The 23742-nt window shown below is 57.1% G+C and carries 21 protein-coding genes and 2 tRNA genes; 11 read left to right on the forward strand and 12 right to left on the reverse strand.

Annotated features, from left to right (window positions below; all coding sequences use genetic code 11):
- Positions 1 to 65: 65 nt before the first annotated feature.
- From pncA to sppA, 3 genes are all read right to left on the reverse strand, one after another.
- Entirely contained in the window at positions 66 to 698 is a 633-nt protein-coding gene (gene pncA / locus ACMGGK_RS09825) for a bifunctional nicotinamidase/pyrazinamidase (RefSeq protein WP_060444678.1), read from the reverse strand.
- Positions 699 to 720: 22 nt separating this feature from the next.
- Entirely contained in the window at positions 721 to 1737 is a 1017-nt protein-coding gene (ansA, locus tag ACMGGK_RS09830) for an asparaginase (protein WP_420276855.1), read from the reverse strand.
- Between the two features lie 93 nt (positions 1738 to 1830).
- Positions 1831 to 3687: a signal peptide peptidase SppA gene (gene sppA / locus ACMGGK_RS09835; protein WP_274864065.1), complete on the reverse strand. Its 1857-nt coding sequence runs from the start codon at positions 3685 to 3687 to the stop codon at positions 1831 to 1833.
- Between the two features lie 160 nt (positions 3688 to 3847).
- On the opposite strand from sppA, the gene ACMGGK_RS09840 reads away from it, so the two are divergent.
- The 5 genes from ACMGGK_RS09840 to ACMGGK_RS09860 all read left to right on the forward strand — a co-directional run bounded on the left by ACMGGK_RS09840 (position 3848) and on the right by ACMGGK_RS09860 (position 8935).
- Positions 3848 to 4399, forward strand: a complete 552-nt coding sequence (locus tag ACMGGK_RS09840) for an NAD(P)H nitroreductase (RefSeq protein ID WP_004932204.1) — start codon at positions 3848 to 3850, stop codon at positions 4397 to 4399.
- Between the two features lie 156 nt (positions 4400 to 4555).
- The gene (gene selD, locus ACMGGK_RS09845; RefSeq protein ID WP_049298911.1) at positions 4556 to 5599 is read left to right on the forward strand and encodes a selenide, water dikinase SelD; all 1044 of its coding nucleotides are present in this window, start codon (positions 4556 to 4558) and stop codon (positions 5597 to 5599) included.
- Positions 5600 to 5607: 8 nt separating this feature from the next.
- On the forward strand, positions 5608 to 6717 hold the full coding sequence (gene mnmH, locus ACMGGK_RS09850) for a tRNA 2-selenouridine(34) synthase MnmH (protein ID WP_049298924.1): 1110 nt from the start codon (positions 5608 to 5610) through the stop codon (positions 6715 to 6717).
- The gene (locus ACMGGK_RS09855) at positions 6717 to 8642 is read left to right on the forward strand and encodes a DNA topoisomerase III (RefSeq protein ID WP_049298910.1); all 1926 of its coding nucleotides are present in this window, start codon (positions 6717 to 6719) and stop codon (positions 8640 to 8642) included. Before mnmH ends, ACMGGK_RS09855 begins: the two co-directional genes overlap by 1 nt.
- Complete coding sequence (locus ACMGGK_RS09860) at positions 8639 to 8935, forward strand: YnjH family protein (RefSeq protein ID WP_143778206.1); 297 nt, start codon at positions 8639 to 8641, stop codon at positions 8933 to 8935. The genes ACMGGK_RS09855 and ACMGGK_RS09860 overlap by 4 nt, the downstream gene beginning before the upstream one ends.
- 21 nt (positions 8936 to 8956) lie before the next feature.
- On the opposite strand, the gene ACMGGK_RS09865 is transcribed toward ACMGGK_RS09860, so the two are convergent.
- The 7 genes from ACMGGK_RS09865 to ACMGGK_RS09895 form a co-directional block, all read right to left on the reverse strand.
- The gene (locus ACMGGK_RS09865) at positions 8957 to 9358 is read right to left on the reverse strand and encodes a pyrimidine (deoxy)nucleoside triphosphate diphosphatase (protein ID WP_016927483.1); all 402 of its coding nucleotides are present in this window, start codon (positions 9356 to 9358) and stop codon (positions 8957 to 8959) included.
- Positions 9359 to 9402: 44 nt separating this feature from the next.
- Positions 9403 to 10209 carry an exodeoxyribonuclease III gene (xthA, locus tag ACMGGK_RS09870; RefSeq protein WP_420276856.1) on the reverse strand — a complete coding sequence of 269 codons (807 nt, stop codon included), beginning with the start codon at positions 10207 to 10209 and terminating at the stop codon, positions 9403 to 9405.
- 101 nt (positions 10210 to 10310) lie between these two features.
- Complete coding sequence (locus ACMGGK_RS09875; protein ID WP_193842839.1) at positions 10311 to 10883, reverse strand: TIGR00730 family Rossman fold protein; 573 nt, start codon at positions 10881 to 10883, stop codon at positions 10311 to 10313.
- Positions 10884 to 11087: 204 nt separating this feature from the next.
- Positions 11088 to 11172 (reverse strand) — tRNA-Tyr (locus tag ACMGGK_RS09880).
- A 189-nt stretch (positions 11173 to 11361) separates the two neighbouring features.
- Positions 11362 to 11446, reverse strand: a tRNA-Tyr gene (locus ACMGGK_RS09885).
- 175 nt (positions 11447 to 11621) lie between these two features.
- Positions 11622 to 12470, reverse strand: coding sequence for a formyltetrahydrofolate deformylase (purU, locus tag ACMGGK_RS09890; RefSeq protein WP_016927485.1), 849 nt, complete (start codon positions 12468 to 12470; stop codon positions 11622 to 11624).
- Positions 12471 to 12538: 68 nt separating this feature from the next.
- Entirely contained in the window at positions 12539 to 13003 is a 465-nt protein-coding gene (locus ACMGGK_RS09895) for a YchJ family protein (protein ID WP_016927486.1), read from the reverse strand.
- 118 nt (positions 13004 to 13121) lie between these two features.
- On the opposite strand from ACMGGK_RS09895, the gene rssA reads away from it, so the two are divergent.
- From rssA to ACMGGK_RS09920, 5 genes are all read left to right on the forward strand, one after another.
- On the forward strand, positions 13122 to 14024 hold the full coding sequence (gene rssA, locus ACMGGK_RS09900) for a patatin-like phospholipase RssA (protein WP_420276857.1): 903 nt from the start codon (positions 13122 to 13124) through the stop codon (positions 14022 to 14024).
- A 103-nt stretch (positions 14025 to 14127) separates the two neighbouring features.
- Positions 14128 to 15141 carry a two-component system response regulator RssB gene (rssB, locus tag ACMGGK_RS09905; protein WP_004932178.1) on the forward strand — a complete coding sequence of 338 codons (1014 nt, stop codon included), beginning with the start codon at positions 14128 to 14130 and terminating at the stop codon, positions 15139 to 15141.
- A 213-nt stretch (positions 15142 to 15354) separates the two neighbouring features.
- Entirely contained in the window at positions 15355 to 16272 is a 918-nt protein-coding gene (gene galU, locus ACMGGK_RS09910) for a UTP--glucose-1-phosphate uridylyltransferase GalU (protein WP_015378094.1), read from the forward strand.
- Positions 16273 to 16312: 40 nt separating this feature from the next.
- Complete coding sequence (locus ACMGGK_RS09915) at positions 16313 to 17656, forward strand: UDP-glucose dehydrogenase family protein (RefSeq protein ID WP_420276858.1); 1344 nt, start codon at positions 16313 to 16315, stop codon at positions 17654 to 17656.
- 9 nt (positions 17657 to 17665) lie between these two features.
- Positions 17666 to 18676 carry an NAD-dependent epimerase gene (locus tag ACMGGK_RS09920; RefSeq protein WP_016927491.1) on the forward strand — a complete coding sequence of 337 codons (1011 nt, stop codon included), beginning with the start codon at positions 17666 to 17668 and terminating at the stop codon, positions 18674 to 18676.
- 186 nt (positions 18677 to 18862) lie between these two features.
- Here ACMGGK_RS09920 and hns read toward each other — a convergent pair whose 3' ends face one another.
- The gene (gene hns / locus ACMGGK_RS09925) at positions 18863 to 19270 is read right to left on the reverse strand and encodes a histone-like nucleoid-structuring protein H-NS (protein WP_004932170.1); all 408 of its coding nucleotides are present in this window, start codon (positions 19268 to 19270) and stop codon (positions 18863 to 18865) included.
- Between the two features lie 700 nt (positions 19271 to 19970).
- Between hns and ACMGGK_RS09930 the strand changes: the two genes are divergently transcribed.
- A complete protein-coding gene (locus ACMGGK_RS09930) occupies positions 19971 to 20555 on the forward strand; it encodes a thymidine kinase (RefSeq protein WP_015378091.1) in 585 nt (194 codons plus the stop codon).
- Between the two features lie 119 nt (positions 20556 to 20674).
- Here the strand turns inward: ACMGGK_RS09930 and adhE are convergent, their stop codons facing one another.
- On the reverse strand, positions 20675 to 23347 hold the full coding sequence (gene adhE, locus ACMGGK_RS09935; RefSeq protein WP_420276859.1) for a bifunctional acetaldehyde-CoA/alcohol dehydrogenase: 2673 nt from the start codon (positions 23345 to 23347) through the stop codon (positions 20675 to 20677).
- Between the last annotated feature and the right edge of the window lie 395 nt (positions 23348 to 23742).

A 23742-nucleotide genomic window follows, 5' to 3' on the forward strand; every position in this document is an offset into this window, starting at 1 on the left:
TATTGTGAGCAGCGTCGATAATTTCGCCGCCGCGCAGAGAGGGCGCCGGTGGCGCCCGAGCGGATTTAGTTGGCGAGAAACTGTGACAGGGTAACTAGCTGCGCGCCGGCGCGCGCCATGTCCTGCAGCGCTCGCTCACTGTCGTCCGGTTGCAGATTCACGCCGCGGCAGCCGTCGACGATCACCTGCGTCGGGTAGCCGGCAGCCAGTGCATCCAGCACGCTGAACTTCACGCAGTAGTCGGTCGCCAGGCCCATGATCGCCAGCCGCTGGACGCCCTGCGATTGCAGCCAGCCGTGGAGTTCGGTTTGCGCACGGTGGCCGTTATCGAAGAACGCGCTGTAGCTGTCGATGTTCGTATCTTGCCCTTTGCGAAAGACGGCATTGATGTGTTGCCGCTGTAACTGGGGATGAAAATCGGCGCCGTGGCTCCCTTGCACGCAGTGCACCGGCCACCACACCTGCGGCAGGCCTTCCAGCTCACCGAGGGTGCCGACCTGCGCATCGGAGTTCACCGCAAAGCTGCGGTGATTGGCGGGATGCCAGTCCTGGCTGGCCACCACCGGCTCGCCCCGCGCCAGGCAGGCGGCGATCGCCTGATTGGCGACCGGGATGACGGCGTCGCCCTCCGTGACCGCCAGCGCGCCGCCGGGGCAGAAGTCGTTTTGCAGATCGATCAACAACAGGGCCGTTTTCATCGCCGCTCCAGAGTTCAGTAGGTTAACTGTTGATGCTCAGCTCGCCGCGCAGATCTTGCTGCATCAGGGCGCGGATTTGTTCCGGCGTCAGCGGCTGGCTCAACAGATAGTGCAGCTTGGTCAGGGCGGCTTCCACCGTCATGTCGAAACCGCTGATCACCCCGGCGTGCGCCAGCGCGTTGCCGGTGGCGTAGCCTTCCATATTGACGCGCCCGGAGATGCACTGCGTCAGGTTGACCACCACGATGCCGCGTTCAGAGGCCGCACGCAACTCGTCGATCAGTTCGGCCTTTTGCGGCGCGTTGCCGACGCCGTAGGAGCGCAGGATCAGCGCCTTGACCGGCTGCAGCAGGAAATTGCGCACCACCGCGCCGGAAATGCCCGGATAGATGGTGACCACGCCGATCGGCTGCGGCGTGATGTCATGCACCTGCAACGCGCCGTTGCAAGCCGGGCTGTCGATGCCTTGCTGGCGGCGAATGTGGATGCCGGCTTCCAGCAGCGGCGGCAAATTCGGGGAGGCGAAGGCGTCGAAGCCGTCGGCGTGCGCTTTGGTGGTGCGGTTGCCGCGGAACAGCTTGTTGTTGAAGAACAGGCTGACTTCGTTCACCGGATGGTTGGCCGCCAGATACAGCGCGTTGAGCAGGTTGGTTTGGCCATCGGAGCGCAGCTCCGCCAGCGGGATCTGCGAGCCGGTGACGATCACCGGTTTGGCCAGGTTTTCCAGCATGAAGGAAAGCGCAGAGGCGGTGAACGCCATGGTGTCGGTGCCGTGCAGGATCACGAAGCCGTCGTAGCGATCGTAGTTCTGCTTGATGTCGTCGGCGATGTGCTGCCAGTCTTCCGGCGTCATGTCTGAAGAGTCAATCAATGGCGCGTATTCATGAATGGTGAAATCCGGCATCTCCGGCCGATGGAATTCGGGCATCAGGGCCAGCTGGCGCTGCAGGTGGCCGGAAACCGGGATGTAGCCGTGATCGGAACGCTGCATGCCGATGGTGCCGCCGGTGTAGGCGACGTAAATGGATTTCTTTTGCATGGTTATGATTTTAACAAAGATAAGATGGACTGAATTATAGGGACATGGCGGCAGAAAAAAAGCCCGGCGGTGGCCGGGCTGCAGAATTATTTGTTAGCGGACTTCTCCGCAGGTGAGACAGATCGCATAACGGTTTTGCGGATCGTTCAGGTTATTGAACAAGCCCGGTTGTTCTTTCACCGCGTTGGCGACCGAGGCCAGCGGGGCGGGCAGCATGGCCTGAATCGCGGCCGGCAGCATGGCGTGAATGGAAACGCCAAACTGGCTGAGCACCATATCGCTCAGGCTTGGGGTATCGACGAACCAGTCGAGCTGCCACTGCTGCAGCTTTGCCAGCTCGGCGGCTTTCTTCACCGCGTCGTCGAAATCGCCCAACTGATCGACCAGGCCGTTGGCCTTGGCGTCGCTGCCGAGCCACACGTGGCCCTGGGCGATTTGATCGACCTGCTGCGGGGTCATCTTGCGTGATTTGGCGACCAGATCGAGGAAGTTCTTATACCCGTTTTCGATGTTCAGCTGCATCATCTGCGAGAACTCCTGCGGCAGCGCCTTGGTGACCGCGATATCGGCCAGCGGCGAGGTCGCCACGCCGTCGGTGTGCACACCCAGCGTATCCAGGGTTTTCTCGTAGGTATTGATGATGCCGAAAATGCCGATCGAACCGGTCAGGGTGCTCGGGCTGGCGATGATATAGTCGGCCGGCGTCGAGACCCAGTAGCCGCCCGACGCGGCCATGCCGCCCATCGACACCACCACCGGTTTGCCGGCGGCGCGCACGGCGGCCAGCTCGGAGCGGATCACTTCGGACGCGCTGACGCTGCCGCCTGGGCTGTTGACGCGGAACACCACGGCCTTGACGGCCGGATCCAGACGCGCCTGGCGCAGCTCGGCGGCGGTGGTGTCACCCCCGACGTTGCCCGGCGTCTGCGGGCCGTCCATGATGGCGCCGTTGGCGAACACCACGGCGATCTTGCCGCCCTGGTTGGCGTCCGGCTTCGGCTGATAGTCATAGATGCTGATGGCGTTGAAATCGTTCACCTGTTTGTCCCAGCCGAAGGTCTTGACCAGCTGATTTTCGATCGCGGTGCGCGACGCCAGTTCATCCACCAGCTTATTGTCCAGCGCATAGCGGGCGGTGTCGCCACCGGCCGCCTGCAGGCCGCTCAGCACGCCGGCGGCGCCCGGGAACAGCTGCTGCGGCGTCAGTTGGCGGTTGGCGGCCACGGTCTCCAGGTAGTTCTGCCACAGGCCGCCGATCCAACGGCTGTCCGCTTCGCGCGCCGCCGGGGACATATCGTCGCGGATCAGCGGTTCGACCGCCGATTTATAGGTGCCGACGCGGAAGATATTGGTGGTGACCTTGAGCATGTCCAGCAACGACTTGTAGTACAGGTTGTTGGTGGCGAAACCGTGCAGATCGACCGCGCCCTGCGGTGACAGGAAGACCTTGTTGGCGTAGCTGGCCAGGTAGTATTGCGTTTGGTTGTAGCTGTCACCGATGGCGAAGATCGGTTTGCCGCTGTCGCGGAACTCGCGCAGCGCTTTGCCGATATAGCGCAGCGACGGCTGATCGGCGCCGACGAAATCATTTAGCTGCAACACCATGCCGGTAATGTTTTTGTCGTCTTTGGCCTTGCGGATGCTGTCGACTACGTCGAACAGCGAGTTCTCCTGCAGGCGGCTGCTGGAGGCGCCCAACAGTTCACGGCCCCATTGCCGCACCCGGTTGTTTACCGAAGGCTGATCGACCACCACGCCGCTTAAATCGACCAGCAGCGCGCCGCGCGCCGGGGCCGTCGAGGTGGAGGAACTTTGGAAGGACAGATAGATGCCAACCCCAACCAGGATCAGCAGGACCAGGAACAGGTTAAGGATCAGTTCCCTGATAAAATTCAGCAGACGCCATGTCCACCGGAAAATGCCGGCAATAATTTGCCACAATGTGCGCATGTGCTCTCCAACAAGAGTCGAGAATGTTCCGCTATCCTAATGAGCGGCCGGGTAAATGTCAGCTTTAAATCGTGGCACACAGACGCTATCGCCGAGGCTGTAACTCGTCGTTTAGCTATGTTAACGTGGCCGGAATGAAAATTGTTATCAGGAGTTTACGATGGATGCTCTGGATCTTTTATTGAATCGCCGCTCGGCTTCGCGCCTGGCGGAACCGGCGCCGGCGGGGGAAGTGCGCCAAAATATCATCAACGCGGGACTGCGTGCGCCCGATCACGGCGCGCTGCAGCCATGGCGTTTCGTGATGATCGAAAATCAGGGCCTGGAGCGTTTCAGCCAGCTGCTGCAGGCGGCGGCGAAGCAGGATCAACTGGACGAAGCGGCGATTGAAAAAGCCACCAAGGCGCCGTTCCGCGCGCCGCTGATCATCACCGTCATCGCGCATTGCACTGAAGAAACCAAGGTGCCGCGCTGGGAGCAGGTGGTTTCCGCCGGTTGCGCCGTGCAGGCGATGCAGATGGCGGCGTTGGCGCAGGGTTTTAACGGCATCTGGCGCACCGGCGCCTGGACCGAGCATGCGCTGGTGCGCGAAGCCTTCGGCTGCCGCGAGCAGGATGAGATCGTCGGTTTCCTCTACCTGGGCACGCCGCAGTTGAAGGCCGCCACCAAAGTGACGCCGCCAGACAGCACGCCTTTCGTCAGCTATTTCTAAGTTTTTCCAACGGGGCGCGGCGAAAATGCGCCAAACCCCGCAAAATTGCATGGTTTCTGAGCAGGCCGCTCGCTTATCCGCGGCGCGCTCTTATCAATCCCCTCGGCAAGCGCTACCCTATGTTATCTTGAGTGCCGTTACCGAAGGGAGTGGACTATGACATCGCCAGCGATCCGTTTAACCCAGTACAGCCATGGCGCTGGCTGCGGCTGCAAAATCTCACCGAAAGTTCTCGAAACCATCTTGCACAGCGAGCGGGAAAAATTTGTCGATCCGCGTCTGTTGGTCGGCAATGAAACCCGCGACGACGCGGCGGTGTATGACATCGGCAACGGCGTCGGCATCATCAGCACTACCGACTTCTTCATGCCGATCGTCGACGATCCGTTCGATTTCGGCCGCATCGCCGCCGCTAACGCCATCAGCGACGTCTACGCCATGGGCGGTAAACCGATCATGGCGATCGCCATTCTCGGCTGGCCAATCGCCAAACTGCCGCCTGAGGTGGCGCAGCAGGTGATCGACGGCGGGCGTTTCGCCTGCCAACAGGCAGGGATCGCGCTGGCCGGCGGCCATTCCATCGACGCGCCGGAACCTATCTTCGGCCTGGCGGTCACCGGCGTGGTCAATACCGAGCGAGTGAAAAAAAACAGCGCCGCACAGGCCGGCGCGCAACTCTATCTGACCAAGCCGCTGGGTATTGGCGTGCTGACGACAGCCGAGAAGCAAAGCAAGCTGCGCCCTGAGCATCAAGGGCTGGCGACGGACGTGATGTGCCGCCTTAACAAGCCGGGCGCCGACTTTGCCGAGGTGGCGGGCGTCACGGCGATGACCGATATCACCGGCTTCGGCTTGCTGGGTCACTTGAGCGAGGTATGCCAGGGTTCCGGTCTGCAGGCGACGGTCTGGTTCGATCGGGTGCCGAAGCTGCCGCACGTCGAGGCGTATATCGCCGAGGGCTGCGTGCCGGGCGGCACCGGGCGCAACTTCGACAGCTATGGCCATCTGGTGGGCGAGATGAGCGATTTGCAGCGCCAACTGCTGTGCGATCCGCAAACCTCCGGCGGTTTGCTGTTGGCGGTATTGCCGCAGGCGCAGGCGCAGGTGCTGGCGATTGCCGAGCAGCACGGCATCACGCTCAATCCTATCGGTGAGCTGCATGCCGCACAGGCAGGTAAACCGCTGATCGAGGTTGTGTAGTGTCCAAGATGCAAGGCAGGCCGGACAGCGCCGATTATCAACGCATTTTTCTGCAGGACGTGCCGCTGATTGACGTGCGCGCGCCGATCGAGTTTCAGCAAGGCGCCTTCGCTCAGGCGGTGAACCTACCGCTGATGGTCGACAGCGAGCGGCAGGCGGTGGGCACCTGCTATAAGCAGCATGGTCAGCAAGCGGCGATCGCGCTCGGCCACAGCCTGGTGAACGGCAAACTGCGCGAACAGCGCACCGCCGCCTGGCTGGCGGCCTGTGCGCAGCGACCCGAAGGCTATATTTACTGCTTCCGCGGCGGGTTGCGCTCGCAGCTGGTGCAGCAATGGCTGCATGAGGCCGGCGTCGAGTACCCGCGTATCACTGGCGGTTATAAGGCGCTGCGCAATTATCTGCTCGGCGTGTTGGCGCAAAGCGCGGCATTGCCGATGACCCTGGTGGGCGGCAATACCGGCAGCGGCAAGACGTTGCTGGTCAACGAACTGGCCGACGGCGTCGATCTGGAAGGCGCGGCGCGCCATCGTGGTTCATCTTTTGGCCGAACGCTGGCGGGGCAAAGCTCACAGATCGATTTTGAGAATCGTCTGGCTGTGTTATTGCTGAAAAAACAGCATGGTGGCAGCCGCCGTTGGGTGCTGGAAGACGAAGGGCGGATCATCGGCAGCAACAATCTGCCGTTGCCGTTGTTCAACGGCATGCAGCAGGCGCCGGTGGCGGTGATCGACGATCCGTTCGATATTCGTCTGGCGCGCCTGCAGGCCGAATATATCGACGGGATGCGCGAACAGTTCGAACAGGCCTATGGCATGGAAGAGGGCTGGCGACAGTACGACGACTATCTGCACCACGGCCTGTTCGCCATACGCCGCCGCCTGGGGCTGGAACGCTTCCAGCAACTGACGCAGCGGCTGGAAGCGGCGCTGCGGGCTCAGCGGCTCAGCGGCCAGGGCGAGGCGCACCGTGAGTGGTTGGCGCCCCTGTTGCAGCAGTACTACGATCCGATGTATTGCTATCAGTTGGAAAAGAAAGCCCAGCGGATTGTCTTCCGCGGGAACTATGCAGAAGTAAGAGAATTCTTGATGACGTTCAGCCAGAAAAACGGTGATTAATGCGACTGTTCATAGCCGAGAAACCGAGTTTGGCGCGCGCCATTGCCGACGTCTTGCCCAAGCCGCATCGCCGCGGCGACGGGTATATCGCCTGCGGCAACAACGACGTGGTGACCTGGTGCGTCGGCCACCTGTTGGAACAGGCTCAGCCTGACGCTTATGACAGCCGCTATGCGCGCTGGTCGTTGGCGGATCTGCCGATCATCCCCGAAAAATGGCGGTTGCAGCCGCGGCCGTCGGTCAGCAAACAGCTCAACGCCATCAAAAAGTTGCTGCTTGAAGCCGATGAAGTGGTTCACGCCGGCGACCCGGATCGCGAAGGGCAACTGCTGGTGGATGAGGTGCTGGACTACCTGGATTTGACGGCGGAAAAGCGCCAGAAGGTGCGCCGCTGTCTGATCAACGATCTCAACCCGCAGGCGGTGGAGCGCGCGGTTGAACGCCTGCGCGACAACCGTGATTTCATTCCGTTGTGCGTGTCTGCGCTGGCGCGTTCGCGCGCCGACTGGCTGTACGGCATCAATATGACCCGTGCCTACACGCTGCTGGGCCGCAACGCCGGATACGACGGCGTGCTGTCGGTAGGCAGGGTGCAGACGCCGGTGCTCGGATTGGTGGTACGGCGTGATGAAGAGATCGAAAACTTTGTGCCAAAAGACTTCTTTGAGGTCAAGGCGCACATCGTCACGCCGAAAGAAGAACGCTTCGTGGCGCTGTGGCAGCCCAGTGAGTCCTGTGAGCCTTATCAGGACGAAGAGGGGCGTTTGCTGCACCGGCCGTTGGCGGAGCATGTGGTCAAGCGCATCGAAGGCCAGCCGGCACTGGTCACGTCTTATAACGATAAACGGGAATCCGATACTGCGCCGCTGCCGTTTTCGCTCTCCACGCTGCAAATCGAAGCGGCCCGGCGTTATAACCTCAGCGCGCAACAGGTGCTGGACGTTTGCCAGCGGCTGTACGAAACCCACAAGTTGATTACCTATCCGCGTTCCGACTGTCGCTACCTGCCGGAAGAGCATTTCGCCGGCCGCCACGCGGTGCTGAACGCCATCAGCGTGCACCAGCCTGAGCTGTATCCGCAGCCGGTGATCGACAGCGATCGCCGCAACCGTTGCTGGGACGATAAAAAGGTCGATGCGCACCACGCCATCATTCCCACCGCCCGCACCGGCAAGATTAATCTGACGCAGGATGAACGGAACGTGTATGGGCTGGTGGCGCGCCAGTATCTGATGCAGTTCTGTCCGGATGCGGTATTCCGCAAATGCGTGATCGAGCTGGATATCGCCGGCGGCAAATTTATCGCCAAGGCGCGATTCCTGGCGGAAGCCGGCTGGCGTACGCTGCTGGGCAGTAAGGAGCGCGACGAGGAAAACGAAGGTGCCCCGCTGCCGGTGGTGGCTAAAGATGATGAGTTGTTGTGCGAGCGCGGTGAAGTGGTGGAGCGCCAGACGCAGCCGCCGCGGCCGTTTACTGACGCCAGCCTGTTGTCGGCCATGACCGGCATCGCGCGGTTCGTACAAGATAAAGCGCTAAAGAAAATCCTGCGGGCGACCGATGGTTTAGGTACGGAAGCGACGCGAGCGGGGATCATCGAATTGCTGTTCAAGCGGGCGTTTCTGTACAAGAAGGGACGCTATATTCACTCCAGCGAAACCGGGCGCGCATTGATTCACTCGCTGCCGGATCTTGCTGCACGCCCTGATATGACGGCCAACTGGGAAGCCACGCTGACGCAAATCAGCGAGAAATCCTGCCGCTATCAGGACTTTATGCAGCCGTTGGTCGGCACGCTGCAAGAGCTGATTTATCAGGCCAAGCAGAGCCGGGCGAGCATGGCGTTTCGTGGATTGCCGCCGCCGCCCTCCAGCGGCGGCAAAAAACGCAGGAAAAGCGCCGGCAAGGCGCAGGAGAAGAGTGAATGAAGCGTGGACTCACTGGTGTATTGGCTGCCGCGGCCCTGATGTTTTCCGGCCTGGCCGCCGCCAATCGCGGCGATGTGGACGTGGTGCTACCGGTTTCGCCGGAGATCTGGGGCGCGGCAAAAGGCGGCGTCAACCCGCCGCCGGCGCAGCCCTGCAACCGCTGTTGCGTCTACCAGAATCAGAACTATTCCGAAGGTGCGGTGCTTAAAGTGGAAGGGGAAGTGCTACAGTGCGTGCGTGAGCCTAACACCATCGGCACCAACCCCTTGATTTGGGTGCGATTGAAGAAGTGACGATGTAACCTATCGCCGCGTTCAGCGTGAATCGCCTTGCGCGGCGATATACTCCGCCAGCAGTGGAACGTCAGCGGGTGCCAGAGCGTATTCCTGCGCCTGTTGCGGCGTGACCCAGACCAGCGCCGAGTGGCAGCGCTGTTGCAGTTCACCGGAGAACTCCGCGACTTGCCAGGCGTGCAGCCGGATGAGGCGTTCGCCTTGCTGCCACTGATTGCTGCCCACATAGTTGCCGATACGGGCGCAAATCCCCAATTCTTCATCCAGCTCGCGCGCCAGCGCCTCTGGCTGGCTTTCGCCGGCTTCAACCTTGCCGCCGGGAAACTCCCACAGACCGGCCTGATCGCTGCCTGCGCCGCGCTGGGCCAGCAAAATGCGGCCATTTTGTTCCAGAATGGCGGCTACCACGTCGATAATTTTCATTGGCTTCACAGAGTAAAACCCCGGCGAGCGCCGGGGTGATGGGGTTACAGCGTAAATTCCGCCCAGACCGGCGCATGGTCGGAAGGTTTCTCCATGCTGCGGGTTTGGTAATCGATGCCGGTGGCGATGCAGCGCGAAGCCAGCGGGGTGCTGGCCAGCATCAGATCGATACGCAGGCCGCGGTTGTCATCGAACCCTTTGGAGCGGTAGTCGAACCATGAGAACTCGTCGTTGCGCCCCGGGTTGGCGTGGCGGTAGGTATCGACCAGGCCCCAGTTCAGCAGGCGATCCATCCATTCGCGCTCTTCCGGCAGGAAGGAGCATTTACCGGTGCGCAGCCAGCGTTTGCGGTTGTCTTCGCCGATGCCGATATCGTAATCGCTGGGGCTGATATTCATGTCGCCCATGATCAGCACCGGGGATTCCGCCGACAGCTGCTGCTCCAGGTAGTTTTGCAGATCCTGATAAAAGCGTGTTTTAGCCGGGAATTTGATCGGATGGTCGCGGCTTTCACCTTGCGGGAAGTAGCCGTTGATCACCGTCAGCGTGCCCTGCGGCGTAGCCAGATCGGCCATGATGATGCGACGCTGCGCGTCTTCTTCATCGGTTGGGAAACCGCGGCGTACGGCCAGGGGCTCCGCTTTGGTCAGCAGCGCCACGCCGTAATGGCCTTTTTGCCCGTGATAGAACACGTGATAGCCGTGCTGGCTGACTTCTTCCAATGGGAACATGTCATCGTGAACTTTGGTTTCCTGCAGACCGATCACGTCGGGCTGGTGCTGTTCGATAATTGCCGCCAGCTGATGCGGACGCGCGCGCAGTCCATTGATATTAAAAGAGACAAACTTCATGAGCGGTGCCGTTTTCACGAGAAAAATGTGCTGTGATAGTAGCAGAGTTTGGCGGGAAATGTAACGCAGACAGCGGCGGGACCGCTGACTGCGCAGCGGGTTTATTTCGCCCAGCGGTCGTAATTTTTAGGTTGATAGTCGTCAAACTGTTGCAGCAGCGTCTGTGCCGATTCGCTGATGTGCAGGGTGCCGAGATAGTCGTGACGCATAAAGCCCTGATCGGCGACGTGCTTGAGGAACTGGCTCAGCGGGCGGTAGAATCCGTTGACGTTCAGCAGGCCGACCGGCTTGTTGTGATAGCCGATTTGCCCCCAGGTCCAGATTTCAAACAGCTCTTCCAGCGTGCCGATGCCGCCGGGCAGGGCGATAAAACTGTCCGCCAGCGCCGCCATACGGGCTTTGCGCGTATGCATGTCTGGCACCACTTCCAATTCAGTCAGGCCACGATGCGCCGTTTCCGCTTCAACCAGGCGCTCGGGGATAATGCCGACCGCTTCACCGCCTGCGGCCAACACCGCGTCCGCCACGATCCCCATCAATCCTTTTTTGCCGCCGCCGTAGATTAAACGGCGCCCCTGTGCGGCCAGCAGTTGCCCCAGTTGACGAGCCTGCTCGGCATAAGCGGGATTGACGCCTTCGCTGGCGCCACAAAAAACGCAAATATTGTTTCGCATCCACCTGTTCCTTACTGCACTAAAGAAGCCAGTGGTATAGCGAATTGTCGGCCGGAGTTCAAGTTACGGCTGGGAGAGAGGAACAAAACGGCTGGATGAAAGCGGTTAATAAGGGGAGATAACTTGATTTATTGATATGAGAACATTGGATGCACGTGTTGGATGCGATGTACTTTAAGTGGGTTTGGGATTTTCTGCAAGAGATGGTGGTGGGGGAAGGATTCGAACCTTCGAAGTCAGTGACGGCAGATTTACAGTCTGCTCCCTTTGGCCGCTCGGGAACCCCACCATGGTATTCATGGATTTGCTGATTTTTTAAGGAATCGGCTAAATTCCTATTGTGCACTTCTAAGGATTACCGCGCTAAAGCGCGTTGTCTCGCTGCGCTCGGCTCGAACCTTGTCGAAGCTTCTCATCCTCCCCCTCGATGTTTAATGATATTTCAGCTTTCGCTTCAAGTTCATCAACAAAGAGAAGATGGTGGTGGGGGAAGGATTCGAACCTTCGAAGTCAGTGACGGCAGATTTACAGTCTGCTCCCTTTGGCCGCTCGGGAACCCCACCATATACATGGCTATTTAACTGGCCTTGCTTGCGAGAGCGCTGTCTCGGTAAGCGGGGCGCATCATATCAAATGAAGCGGATGTGTAAAGTATTGAAATGCAGAAAATGAATCGTTTGCCGTTTTTTTATTCTTGGCGGTGCATCCCTGAACGAAATGCACCGATTTATTGAACGATTACAGAATAACGGTGCGGTTGCCGTAGACGAAGACGCGCTGCGCCAGCACCTGATACAGGGCGCGGCTGAGCACATTTTTCTCCACGTCGCGGCCGGCGCGCATCATATCCTCGGCGGAATAGGTGTGATCGACGTGGATCACGTCCTGCATGATGATCGGGCCTTCGTCGAGATTGTCGTTAACGTAGTGGGCGGTGGCGCCGATGATTTTTACCCCGCGCTCGTAGGCCTGGTGATAAGGCCGCGCGCCGATAAACGCCGGCAGGAACGAATGGTGAATGTTGATTACCTGATTCGGATAATGTTGCACGAAGGCCGGAGTCAGCACGCGCATATATTTGGCCAGCACCACGTAATCCGGCTGATATTGATCGATCTTGGCCGTCATTTCGCGGTCGTGCTGTTCGCGCGTCAAGCCTTCGTGGCTCACCAGATGGAAAGGAATATCGAAACGCTCCACCAGCGATTGCAGCGTGTCGTGGTTGCCGATTACGGCGGCGATCTCAACGTCGAGGCCGCCATAGGCGCTTTTCATCAACAGATCGCCCAGGCAGTGCGCCTCTTTGGTGACCAGCACCACGATGCGCCGGCGCCCGGTGCTGTGCAGTTCACGCAGCGAACCTTCCGGCAGGGCGCTGTCCAGATCGGCCAGCAGCGTGTTGTCGTTGAAAATGCCTTCCAACTCGGTGCGCATGAAGAAACGCCCGGTGCGGTGATCGACGAACTCATTGTTCTGGACGATATTGAGTTCGTGCTTGTAACAGATGTTGGTGATCTTGGCGATCAGCCCTTTGGCGTCCGGGCAGATGGTGCGTAACACTTTCCGTTGTACATTTTGGTGCGGCATGGGTTTGAGGATCCTGTCTGATACTGAACGGCCTGTCTGCGCAGGCGTAAACGTGAAGCGCCGGCCGGCTAGCGCCCGCAGCACTTCTTGTATTTTTTCCCTGAGCCACAGGGACACATCGCATTTCGGCCGGGCTGGGGTTTGGTGCCGTCGATATAATACCAACGTTGATCGCGACGAAGGAAGCGCGAGCGCTCATGCATCGCCTGCGGTTCGCCGCTTTCGCCATCGGTGAAACGGGCGATGAATTCGACGAAGCCTTCATCCGGCTCATGACCGGCTTTCTCTTCCACGATCGTCAGGCCCAGCCACTCGGTATTCTTAAAGCTGTCGACGATTGCATTGCGCCACGCTTCGGCGCCACAGTCGGGGTGCCAGGTGGCGATCAAATAGTCGACGTTATGATTCACGTAGGCGGTGAAGCGTGAACGCATCAGTTGGCCGGGCGTCGGCGCCGGCTGACTGCCGCTGATAAAAGGGGCGCAGCACGCGTTATACGCCAGTCCGCTGCCGCATGGGCATGATTCGGGCAAAATGACTCCTGATAAAACGAGGCTGAAAATGAATTTAGCGCATATGTTACCTAACAATATTCGTCAGTGACAATCTACCCTGAAAGCAGGGAACACCGTTTACCGAGAGGATGGCGCTATGCGGCAAATCAAGATCGGACTGGCGCTGGGAGCGGGCTCGGCTAAAGGCTGGGCGCACATCGGCGTGATTAATGCGTTAAAGAAGCTGGGGATTGAGGTCGATATCGTTGCCGGCTGCTCTGTCGGCGCGTTGGTGGGCGCCGCGTTCGCCAGCCATCGCCTGCCGGCGATGGAGCAGTGGGTGCGATCGTTCAGCTATTGGGACGTGATTCGCCTGATGGATTTTTCCTGGCAGCGCGGCGGCCTGTTGCGCGGCGAGCGGGTGTTTAACGCCGTCGGACAGCTACTGAAGATCAATGATATCGCCGATTGTACGTTGAAGTTCGGTGCCGTGACGACCAATCTCAGCACCGGGCGTGAGCTGTGGCTGACCGAAGGCGATATTCATCAGGCGATACGCGCTTCCTGCAGCATGCCAGGCCTGTTGGCGCCGGTATGGGCCGACGGCTATTGGCTGGTGGATGGCGCGGTGGTCAATCCGGTGCCGGTGTCGCTTTGCCGCGCCATGGGCGCCGATATCGTCATCGCGGTCGATCTGCAGCATGACGCGCACCTGATGCAGCAGGACCTGTTCTCGATACGTATCGAGGAAGAAAGCCCCAACGATGCGCCTGCGGCTACCTGGCGCGGGCGTCTGCGGGAACGCGTCGGCAGAATGCGTAAGCGCAAACCGGCGACGGCGCCGACGGCGATGGAGATTATGAGCACATCGATTCAAATGCTGGAAAATCGCCTCAAGCGCAACCGGATGGCGAGCGATCCGCCGGATGTCTTGATCCAGCCTTTTTGCCCGCAAATCTCAACGCTGGATTTCCACCGCGCCGATGAAGCGATCGAGGCGGGGTTGCTGGCGGTTGAAAAACAACTGGATCGGTTGTTGCCGTTGATAAAAAATAGATAATTCTCGGTTCTTGGTTGGCAATGCGCAGTTGGTCTGTTTCAGACGAGCATAAGTGACCTTTTTGAGCCACTATTACACTATGGAAAGGGACGAGGCTCGGCTGATGGCATTACCACTCACTCACAAGCGCATCTTGATCGTTGAGGACGAACAGGTTTTTCGTTCCGTGCTGGTCGGTTATCTGACCTCGCTGGGCGCTGAAACCGGCGAGGCGACCAACGGTTTACAGGCGCTGAGTGCCGTCGATGACTTCAAGCCGGATCTGATTCTGTGCGATCTCGCGATGCCGGAAATGGGCGGTATCGAATTTGTTGAACATCTGCGTTTGCAGGGGCTGCAGATCCCGGTGCTGGTGATCTCGGCCACCGACAAGATGGCCGACATCGCCAAGGTGCTGCGGTTGGGCGTGCAGGATGTACTGCTCAAGCCGCTGACCGATCTCAATCGCCTGCGTGAAGCGGTGCTGGCATGTTTATACCCCAATATGTTCACCTCCCAGGCGATTGAAGAGGTTGAACTGTTTCAGGACTGGGATGCGTTGAGCAAAAATCCTTCCGAAGCCGTCAAACTGCTTAAGCAACTGCAGCCGCCGGTACAGCAGACCATTGCGCATTGCCGGATCAACTATCGGCAGTTAACCACCGGCGAAAATCCCGGCCTGGTGCTGGATATCGCCGCCTTGTCAGAAAAGGATCTGGCATTCTATTGTCTGGACGTCACGCGCGCCGGCGATAATGGCGTATTGGCGGCATTGCTGTTGCGCGCATTATTTAATGGGCTGCTGCAGGACCATCTGGCTAATCAACAGCATCGTTTGCCGCAAATGTCGGCATTGTTAAAGCAGGTTAATCAATTATTGCGGCAGGGGAAATTAGACGGTCAATTCCCTCTGTTGTTGGGATATTATCACGCCGAAAATAAAAACCTGATTCTGGTTTCCGCCGGGCTGCATGCCAACGTCAATACCGGTGACAATCAAATCCAGCTGAGCAACGGCGTGCCACTGGGGACGCTGGGGGCTACCTACATGAATCAGATCAGCCAGCGTTGTACCGCCTGGCAATGTCAGGTATGGGGCAGCGGTGGCCGATTGCGACTGATGCTCAGCGCTGAATAGCAGGCAGCGATCGGCGCGATCTTAAGCTATTTACTTATCTGTAATTAAACCGTTTATTTATTCTCCGGATTATCCGAACGGGTAATAGTCCTAAATGTTTTCTATTTGTGTTCTGGTTAATGCTCGGCGCGCATAAGCTGGTATACTCCGAAGGTTTTTTTATATCGAGCCCAAGCTCATAAAATGAGCGCTTTAGCTTTAAGAGAGGAAATAATGCCTGCTGTAAATCGCAAAGTCAGAAAAGCCGTGATCCCGGTTGCAGGCTTGGGTACGCGGATGTTGCCGGCCACCAAAGCCATTCCGAAAGAAATGCTGCCGCTGGTTGATAAACCTCTGATCCAATACGTCGTCAATGAGTGCATTGCGGCGGGGATTAACGAGATTGTGCTGGTCACCCACTCCTCCAAGAACTCGATCGAAAACCATTTTGATACCAGTTTCGAACTCGAAGCGATGCTGGAAAAACGCGTCAAGCGCCAATTGCTGGACGAAGTGCAGTCGATCTGCCCGAAAGGCGTTACCGTGATGCAGGTTCGTCAGGGTAATGCCAAAGGCCTGGGGCACGCGATTATGTGTGCCTACCCGATGGTAGGCGATGAACCGGTCGCGGTGGTGCTTCCGGATGTGATCCTCGACGAATACAGCGCCGATCCGAAAAAAGACAATCTGCACGAAATGCTGCAGCGCTTCGAAGCCACCGGCGTCAGCCAGATCATGGTTGAACCCGTGCCGCATAAGGATGTCGGAAACTACGGCGTAGCCGACTGTAAGGGCGTTGATTTGCAACCGGGCGAAAGCGCGCCGATGGTCAGCGTGGTTGAGAAACCGTCGCCGGATAAAGCCCCTTCCAACCTGGCGATTGTCGGTCGTTACGTGTTGTCCGCCGATATTTGGCCGCTGTTGGCGAAAACGCCTCCAGGTGCCGGCGATGAAATTCAGCTGACTGACAGCATCGAAATGCTGATGCAGCAGGAAACGGTGGAAGCGTATCACCTGAAAGGCGTGAGCCATGACTGCGGTAACAAACTGGGTTACATGCAGGCCTTCGTGGAGTACGGCATGCGTCATGCCAGCCTGGGCAAAGAGTTTTCTCAGTGGCTGCAGCAGGTTGTTGCCGCTGACAAGAAGTGATTTGATCTTTCGTCTTAATTTGAAAAACTAGGATTTTCACATGAAAGTAACAGTTTTTGGTATTGGTTATGTGGGGCTGGTACAGGCCGCCGTGCTGGCTGAAGTTGGCCATGACGTTATGTGCATCGATGTTGACGAGCGAAAAGTCGAGAACCTGAAAAAAGGGAATATCCCGATTTTTGAACCGGGCCTGACGCCGCTGGTGCAGCAAAACTATGAGGCCGGGCGCCTGCATTTCACCACCGATGCCAAAGTGGGCGTGGCGCACGGGAATATCCAGTTTATCGCCGTCGGTACGCCGCCGGATGAGGACGGTTCCGCCGATCTGAAATATGTCACCGCGGTGGCGCGCACCATCGCCGAGCACATGACCGATCGCAAAGTGGTGATCGACAAATCTACCGTGCCGGTCGGCACGGCGGACAAAGTGCGTCAGGTGATGGCGGAAACGCTGGCAAAACGCGGCAGCAACGTGCCGTTCGACGTGGTGTCCAACCCTGAATTCCTGAAGGAAGGCGCTGCGGTGGCTGACTGCATGCGCCCTGAGCGCATCGTGATCGGTACCGATAATAAAGAGGTGATCGAGCCTATTCGCGAGCTGTACGAGCCGTTTAACCGCAATCACGATCGTATGATCATGATGGATATCCGCAGCGCGGAGCTGACCAAATATGCCGCCAACTGCATGCTGGCGACCAAAATCAGCTTTATGAACGAAATGTCCAACCTGGCGGAAATGTTGGGCGCGGATATCGAGAAAGTGCGTCAGGGCATCGGTTCCGATTCACGCATCGGTTATCACTTCATCTACCCTGGCTGTGGCTACGGCGGTTCTTGCTTCCCGAAAGATGTTCAGGCGCTGATCCGCACGGCGGAGCAGATCGGTTACCAACCGAAGCTGTTGCAGGCGGTAGAGCAGGTCAACTACCAACAAAAAGACAAGCTGAACAGCTTTATCAAAGACTATTTCGGCAGCGATTTGAAGGGCAAAACCTTCGCACTGTGGGGCCTGGCGTTCAAGCCGAATACCGATGACATGCGTGAAGCGTCCAGCCGTGTGCTGATGGAGCAGCTGTGGGCTGCCGGCGCCACCGTCCAGGCCTACGATCCGGAAGCGATGAACGAAGTTCAGCGCATCTATGGCCAGCGCGAAGACTTGAAGCTGATGGGTACCAAAGAGGCTGCGTTGCATGGCGCCGATGCTCTGGTGATCTGCACCGAATGGCAGAATTTCCGCGCACCGGACTTCGATGTGATCAAGAGTGCGTTGAAACAGCCGGTGATCTTCGATGGACGTAACCTGTACGATCCTGAGCGTTTGGCGAATCGCGGCTTTACCTACTATGCGATTGGCCGCGGTGCCTCGATTAAACCGGTTATTTAAGGAGTGGGCATGAAATTCCTGGTTACAGGCGCCGCAGGGTTTATTGGTTATCACGTTGCAGAGCGTTTGTTGACCGCCGGGCATCAGGTTATCGGCATCGATAACCTGAATGACTATTATGACGTGGGCCTGAAAATGGCCCGTCTGGACAGGCTGGCGGATAAGCCGGGATTCCGCTTCATCAAGCTGGATTTGGCCGATCGTGAGGGCATGGCGGCATTGTTCGCCGAGCATCAGTTCCAACGAGTCATTCATTTGGGTGCCCAAGCCGGCGTGCGTTATTCGCTGGTCAACCCGTTGGCTTATGCGGACGCTAACCTGATCGGTCATTTGAACGTTCTGGAAGGCTGCCGTCATAATAAGGTCGAGCATTTACTTTACGCTTCCTCCAGCTCTGTTTATGGCCTCAATCGCAAGTTGCCGTTTGCTACCGAAGATTCTGTCGACCACCCTGTGTCACTGTATGCGGCAACCAAAAAAGCCAATGAGCTGATGTCACACAGTTACGCTCATTTATACGGTCTCCCGACGACGGGGCTACGCTTCTTTACCGTATATGGTCCCTGGGGGCGTCCGGATATGGCGCTGTTCAAGTTTACCAAGGCCATATTGGCGGGGGAGAGCATCGATGTATATAACCACGGTGAAATGCACCGTGACTTTACTTACATTGATGATATCACCGAGGCGATTGTGCGGCTGCAGGCGGTTATTCCGCAGGCAGATCCGTCATGGACCGTTGAACAGGGATCGCCGGCGACCAGTTCCGCGCCGTATCATGTTTATAATATCGGCAATAACACCCCCGTTAAACTGATGGAATATATCACGGCGTTGGAGCAGGCTTTGGGGGTAACTGCCCGCAAGAATATGCTGCCTATGCAACCTGGCGACGTGATGGATACCAGCGCGGATACCGCAGAGCTTTATCGTGACATTGGTTTTAAGCCGGAAACCAGCGTTGAAGAGGGTGTGAAGCGCTTTGTTGATTGGTATAAGGCATTCTACCAGGTTCAATAATTGAACGAGGGTATATGCGACAAAGGGGCCTTAGGGCCCTTTTTTTTCGCTGGAACCCCATGCAAGGAACAAAATGCGAATTAGGATATTTACTAAAAGGAAAGGGATGAGGCAGGATCACGTCGATAAGCTTTAAAATGAAAAGGCCCCCCGCAGGGAGCCTTTCAGATACGGGCCGAATCGCTATTACAGCAGGAAATCGTCCAGAGATTTACCTTGCTCTTCGATAGCTTTCTTAATCACCGCAGGAGTACGGCCTTGGCCGGTCCAGGTTTTCAATTCGCCGTTTTCGTCTTTATATTGGTATTTAGCAGGACGTGCTGCGCGTTTTGCTTTACCGGCAGCTTTGTTGGCAGCCATGGTTTGCAGCAGTTCATTCGGATCGATACCGTCAGCAATCAGCATTTCGCGGTATTGCTGCAGTTTACGGGTGCGTTCTTCGATTTCTGCTTGAGCCTGGCTGTCTTCTTCGCGACGTTCGTTCACAACAACTTCCAGTTTCTCGAGCATTTCTTCCAGCGTTTCCAGTGTGCATTCTCTTGCCTGGGCGCGCAGAGTGCGGATGTTGTTCAAAATCTTTAATGCTTCGCTCATTGTCCTAGTCTCAAATTATATTGGTGGGGGGCGTCTCGATAATAATAGAGCGCTATTTTCTTTTCTGCAATAGCCAAATTGACTTGAATACTCAAATTTACCTTTTAAAAAACCGTTAATCGGATCTGTCCGACTAATATAGGAAGGGCTGTTAACTATTACCCTTGTCGCACTTAAGTCAAAATTTCAACAGGCATGCTTTAAAAGGCGCGTGTCGCAAGGCTTTCATCGATAAGTTATCGCCGTAATTTATATCAATATTACAATGGGTTCTGTGGGCTTAATCACGTCATGGCTAGGCAGACATTGTAAACAATAGGGGTATATAGGTAAAGATTGCGTCAGGAAACGTCGGGGACAGCGAAGGTGATTAAATGCCCTGTATTGGCCCCGAGTATAATAGACTGGCGCGCCGTTGCGGTTGCGGCACCCGCCGCGGTGAAACCGTGATTATGCATTAATGGGCAAATGATCGCGGTTAACCATTAGCAAGAATTAATAGTGATGACAGGCATACATTATCCTGTAAATAGCTGTAAAAAGAACGGGCCGACAGAACGATATGTTTCGCTTGAAAGCGCATTATTACGGCGAACGCAATATTCGTTCGCTTTGGGCTGAGCCTGGGGGGCGGCTTATGGTACACTTACCGTCCTAATCGACATTTGAATATTTCTTATACCATCGGAGTTGCGGGGCCATGGCTCAACTTTATTTTTATTACTCTGCAATGAATGCCGGCAAGTCCACCGCGCTGCTACAGTCTTCATATAACTATCAAGAACGTGGTATGCGCACGCTGGTGTTCACTGCGGAGATCGATCACCGCTTTGGCGTAGGTAAGGTCAGCTCGCGCATCGGTTTATCCTCGCAGGCCCAGCTCTATAACAACGACTCGATGCTGTACGCCATGATTCAGCAAGAGCATCAACAGCAGCCGGTGCATTGTGTGCTGCTGGATGAAAGCCAGTTCCTGACCAAGGCGCAGGTTGAGCAATTGTGCGATGTGGTGGACCAACTGGACATTCCCGTATTGTGCTACGGCCTGCGTACCGATTTTCTCGGTGAGCTGTTTACCGGCAGCCAATATTTGCTGGCCTGGGCCGATAAGCTGGTGGAATTGAAAACCATCTGTCACTGTGGGCGCAAAGCCAATATGGTGTTGCGTTTGGATGAAAACGGCCAGGCGATGCACGCCGGTGAGCAGGTGGTGATTGGCGGTAACGAGAGCTATGTCTCCGTCTGCCGCAAGCATTATAAAGAGGCGATTCACTCCCTGGAATAGGGGAGAAAACGCCGCCAAAGCCCGCTGAGGCGTTTTGGCGGCGTGAGTCGAAATGCAGCGCCTCTGGCGCAATAAAAAACCCGCCGTTTGGCGGGTTTTTTTATCGGTTTACGAAACCGTTATTTCTTGGGCTTCTTTACCGCGGCTTTGGCTGCAGCCGGAGCTGTCGCTTCCTCGTCGACCGCTTCGCTGAATTCGCGGCCGTAGAAGGTATCCAGCATGATTTGCTTCAGTTCGGCAATCAGCGGATAGCGCGGGTTGGCGCCGGTGCATTGGTCGTCGAACGCGTCTTCCGACAGCTTGTCAACTTTCGCCAGGAAGTCCGCCTCCTGCACACCCGCCTCGCGGATGGAAGTCGGGATGCCCAACTCGGTTTTCAACTCGTCCAGCCAGGCCAGCAGTTTCTCAATCTTCTGCGCGGTGCGGTCGCCCGGCGCGCTCAGGCCGAGATGGTCGGCGATTTCAGCGTAGCGGCGGCGCGCCTGAGGGCGATCGTACTGGCTGAAGGCCGTCTGCTTGGTCGGGTTGTCGTTCGCATTGTAGCGAATGACGTTGGAAATCAGCATCGCGTTGGCCAGGCCGTGCGGAATGTGGAACTCCGAACCCAGCTTGTGCGCCATGGAGTGGCAAACCCCGAGGAAGGCGTTGGCGAAAGCGATACCGGCGATGGTGGCGGCGTTGTGCACGCGTTCACGGGCAACCGGGTTTTTCGCGCCTTCTTTATAGCTGGCCGGCAGATACTCTTTCAACAGTTTCAACGCCTGCAGCGCCTGGCCATCGGAGTATTCGTTCGCCAGCACCGAGACGTAGGCTTCCAGCGCGTGGGTGACCGCATCCAGACCGCCGAAGGCGCACAGGGATTTCGGCATGTTCATCACCAGGTTGGCGTCGACAATCGCCATGTCCGGAGTCAGCGCATAGTCGGCCAGCGGGTATTTCTGCCCGGTAGTGTCGTCGGTGACGACGGCGAACGGCGTGACTTCCGAACCGGTGCCTGAGGTGGTGGTGATGGCGATCATTTTCGCTTTCACGCCCATTTTCGGGAACTTGTAGATACGCTTGCGGATGTCCATGAAGCGCAGCGCCAGATCCTCGAAGTGGGTTTCAGGATGTTCGTACAGCACCCACATGATTTTCGCGGCGTCCATCGGCGAACCGCCGCCCAGCGCGATGATGACGTCCGGTTTGAAGGAGTTCATCTGCTCGGCGCCTTTACGCACGATGCTCAGCGTCGGATCGGCTTCCACTTCAAAGAACACTTCGGTTTCGATGCCGTGAGACTTCAGAACCTTGGTGATCTGGTCGGCATAGCCGTTGTTGAACAGGAAACGGTCGGTCACGATGAAGGCGCGTTTCGCCCCGTCGGTCGCCACTTCTTCCAGCGCGATAGGCAGCGAGCCACGGCGGAAGTAGATCGATTTCGGAAGTTTATGCCACAACATGTTTTCTGCTCGCTTCGCTACAGTTTTCTTGTTGATCAGGTGTTTAGGTCCGACGTTTTCAGAGATGGAGTTACCACCCCAGGAACCGCAACCCAGCGTCAGCGAAGGCGCGAGTTTGAAGTTGTACAGGTCGCCGATACCGCCCTGAGAAGCCGGGGTGTTGATCAGAATGCGAGCCGTTTTCATTTTATCGCCGAAGTAGGCGATGCGAGCCGTTTGGTTATCCTGGTCGGTGTACAGGCAGGATGTGTGGCCGATACCGCCCATGGCGACCAGTTTTTCGGCTTTGGCGACGGCGTCTTCGAAGTCTTTGGCGCGGTACATCGCCAGGGTAGGCGACAGTTTTTCATGCGCGAAAGGTTCGGACTCGTCGACCAGCTTCACTTCACCGATCAGCACTTTGGTGTTGGTCGGCACTTTGATGCCTGCCATTTCGGCGATTTTCGGTGCGGATTGCCCGACGATGGCCGCGTTCAGGCCGCCGTTTTTCAGGATGATGTCCTGCACCGCTTTCAGTTCTTTGCCCTGCAGCAGATAGCCGCCGTGGGAAGCGAAACGTTCGCGTACCGCATCATAGATAGCGTCAACGACGATGACCGACTGTTCGGAAGCGCAGATAACGCCGCTGTCGAAGGTTTTGGACATCAGGATAGAGGCGACCACGCGTTTGATATCTGCGGTTTCGTCTACCACGACCGGCGTATTGCCGGCGCCGACGCCGATAGCCGGTTTGCCGGAGCTGTAGGCGGCTTTCACCATGCCCGGGCCACCGGTGGCGAGGATCAGGTTGATGTCAGGGTGGTGCATCAGCTGGTTGGACAGCTCGACGGTAGGCTGGTCGATCCAACCGATGATGTCTTTTGGCGCGCCGGCGGCGATAGCGGCTTGCAGCACGATATCGGCGGCTTTGTTGGTGGCATTCTTCGCACGCGGGTGCGGCGAGAAGATGATGCCGTTACGGGTTTTCAGGCTGATCAGCGCTTTGAAGATCGCGGTAGAAGTTGGGTTGGTGGTAGGAACGATACCGCAAATCAGGCCGATAGGTTCGGCGATAGTGATGGTACCGAAAGTGTCATCTTCAGACAGGATGCCACAGGTTTTTTCATCTTTATAGGCGTTGTAGATGTACTCGGAAGCGAAGTGGTTTTTGATCACTTTGTCTTCGACGATACCCATTCCGGATTCTTCCACGGCCATTTTGGCCAACGGGATACGGGCATCAGCAGCGGCGAGGGCGGCAGCGCGGAAGATTTTATCCACTTGCTCTTGAGTGAAGTTGGCATATTCGCGCTGGGCTTTTTTGACACGTGCGACAAGCTCGTTCAGTTCAGCGACATTCGTTACAGCCATAATGCTCTCCTGATAATGTTAAACTCTTTCAGTAAATAAGCCGTGCGAGCCACTAGTATAGTCATAACGGGAATAAACGGTGATTCGAATACCGGGGCTTTCCCGCGTTATTTCTTCGCATGCTGCTGATTTGCTTAAAGAGCTTTACCCTACGCCAACCGGAGGGGCAGGCAGTGAAGAGAACGGAACCGGCTGGATTGCCACCGACTTTGTTCTACTCCCTGACTACGACTAAGAGCTTACCCACTGTTGGGTAGTTGATTTGTGATCTAAATCATGAAAAGTGCAAGCTGACACCTTTCAGCTTGGCGGTGTTGAGAGTGATTATCAATAACTGTGATCGATGACTCTTTTTTCAACATAAAAAATCAAAAGGCCATACATCACTTTAACAA

The organism is Serratia sp. BNK-33-b, assembly GCF_048684565.1.
GTDB lineage: Bacteria > Pseudomonadota > Gammaproteobacteria > Enterobacterales > Enterobacteriaceae > Serratia > Serratia marcescens.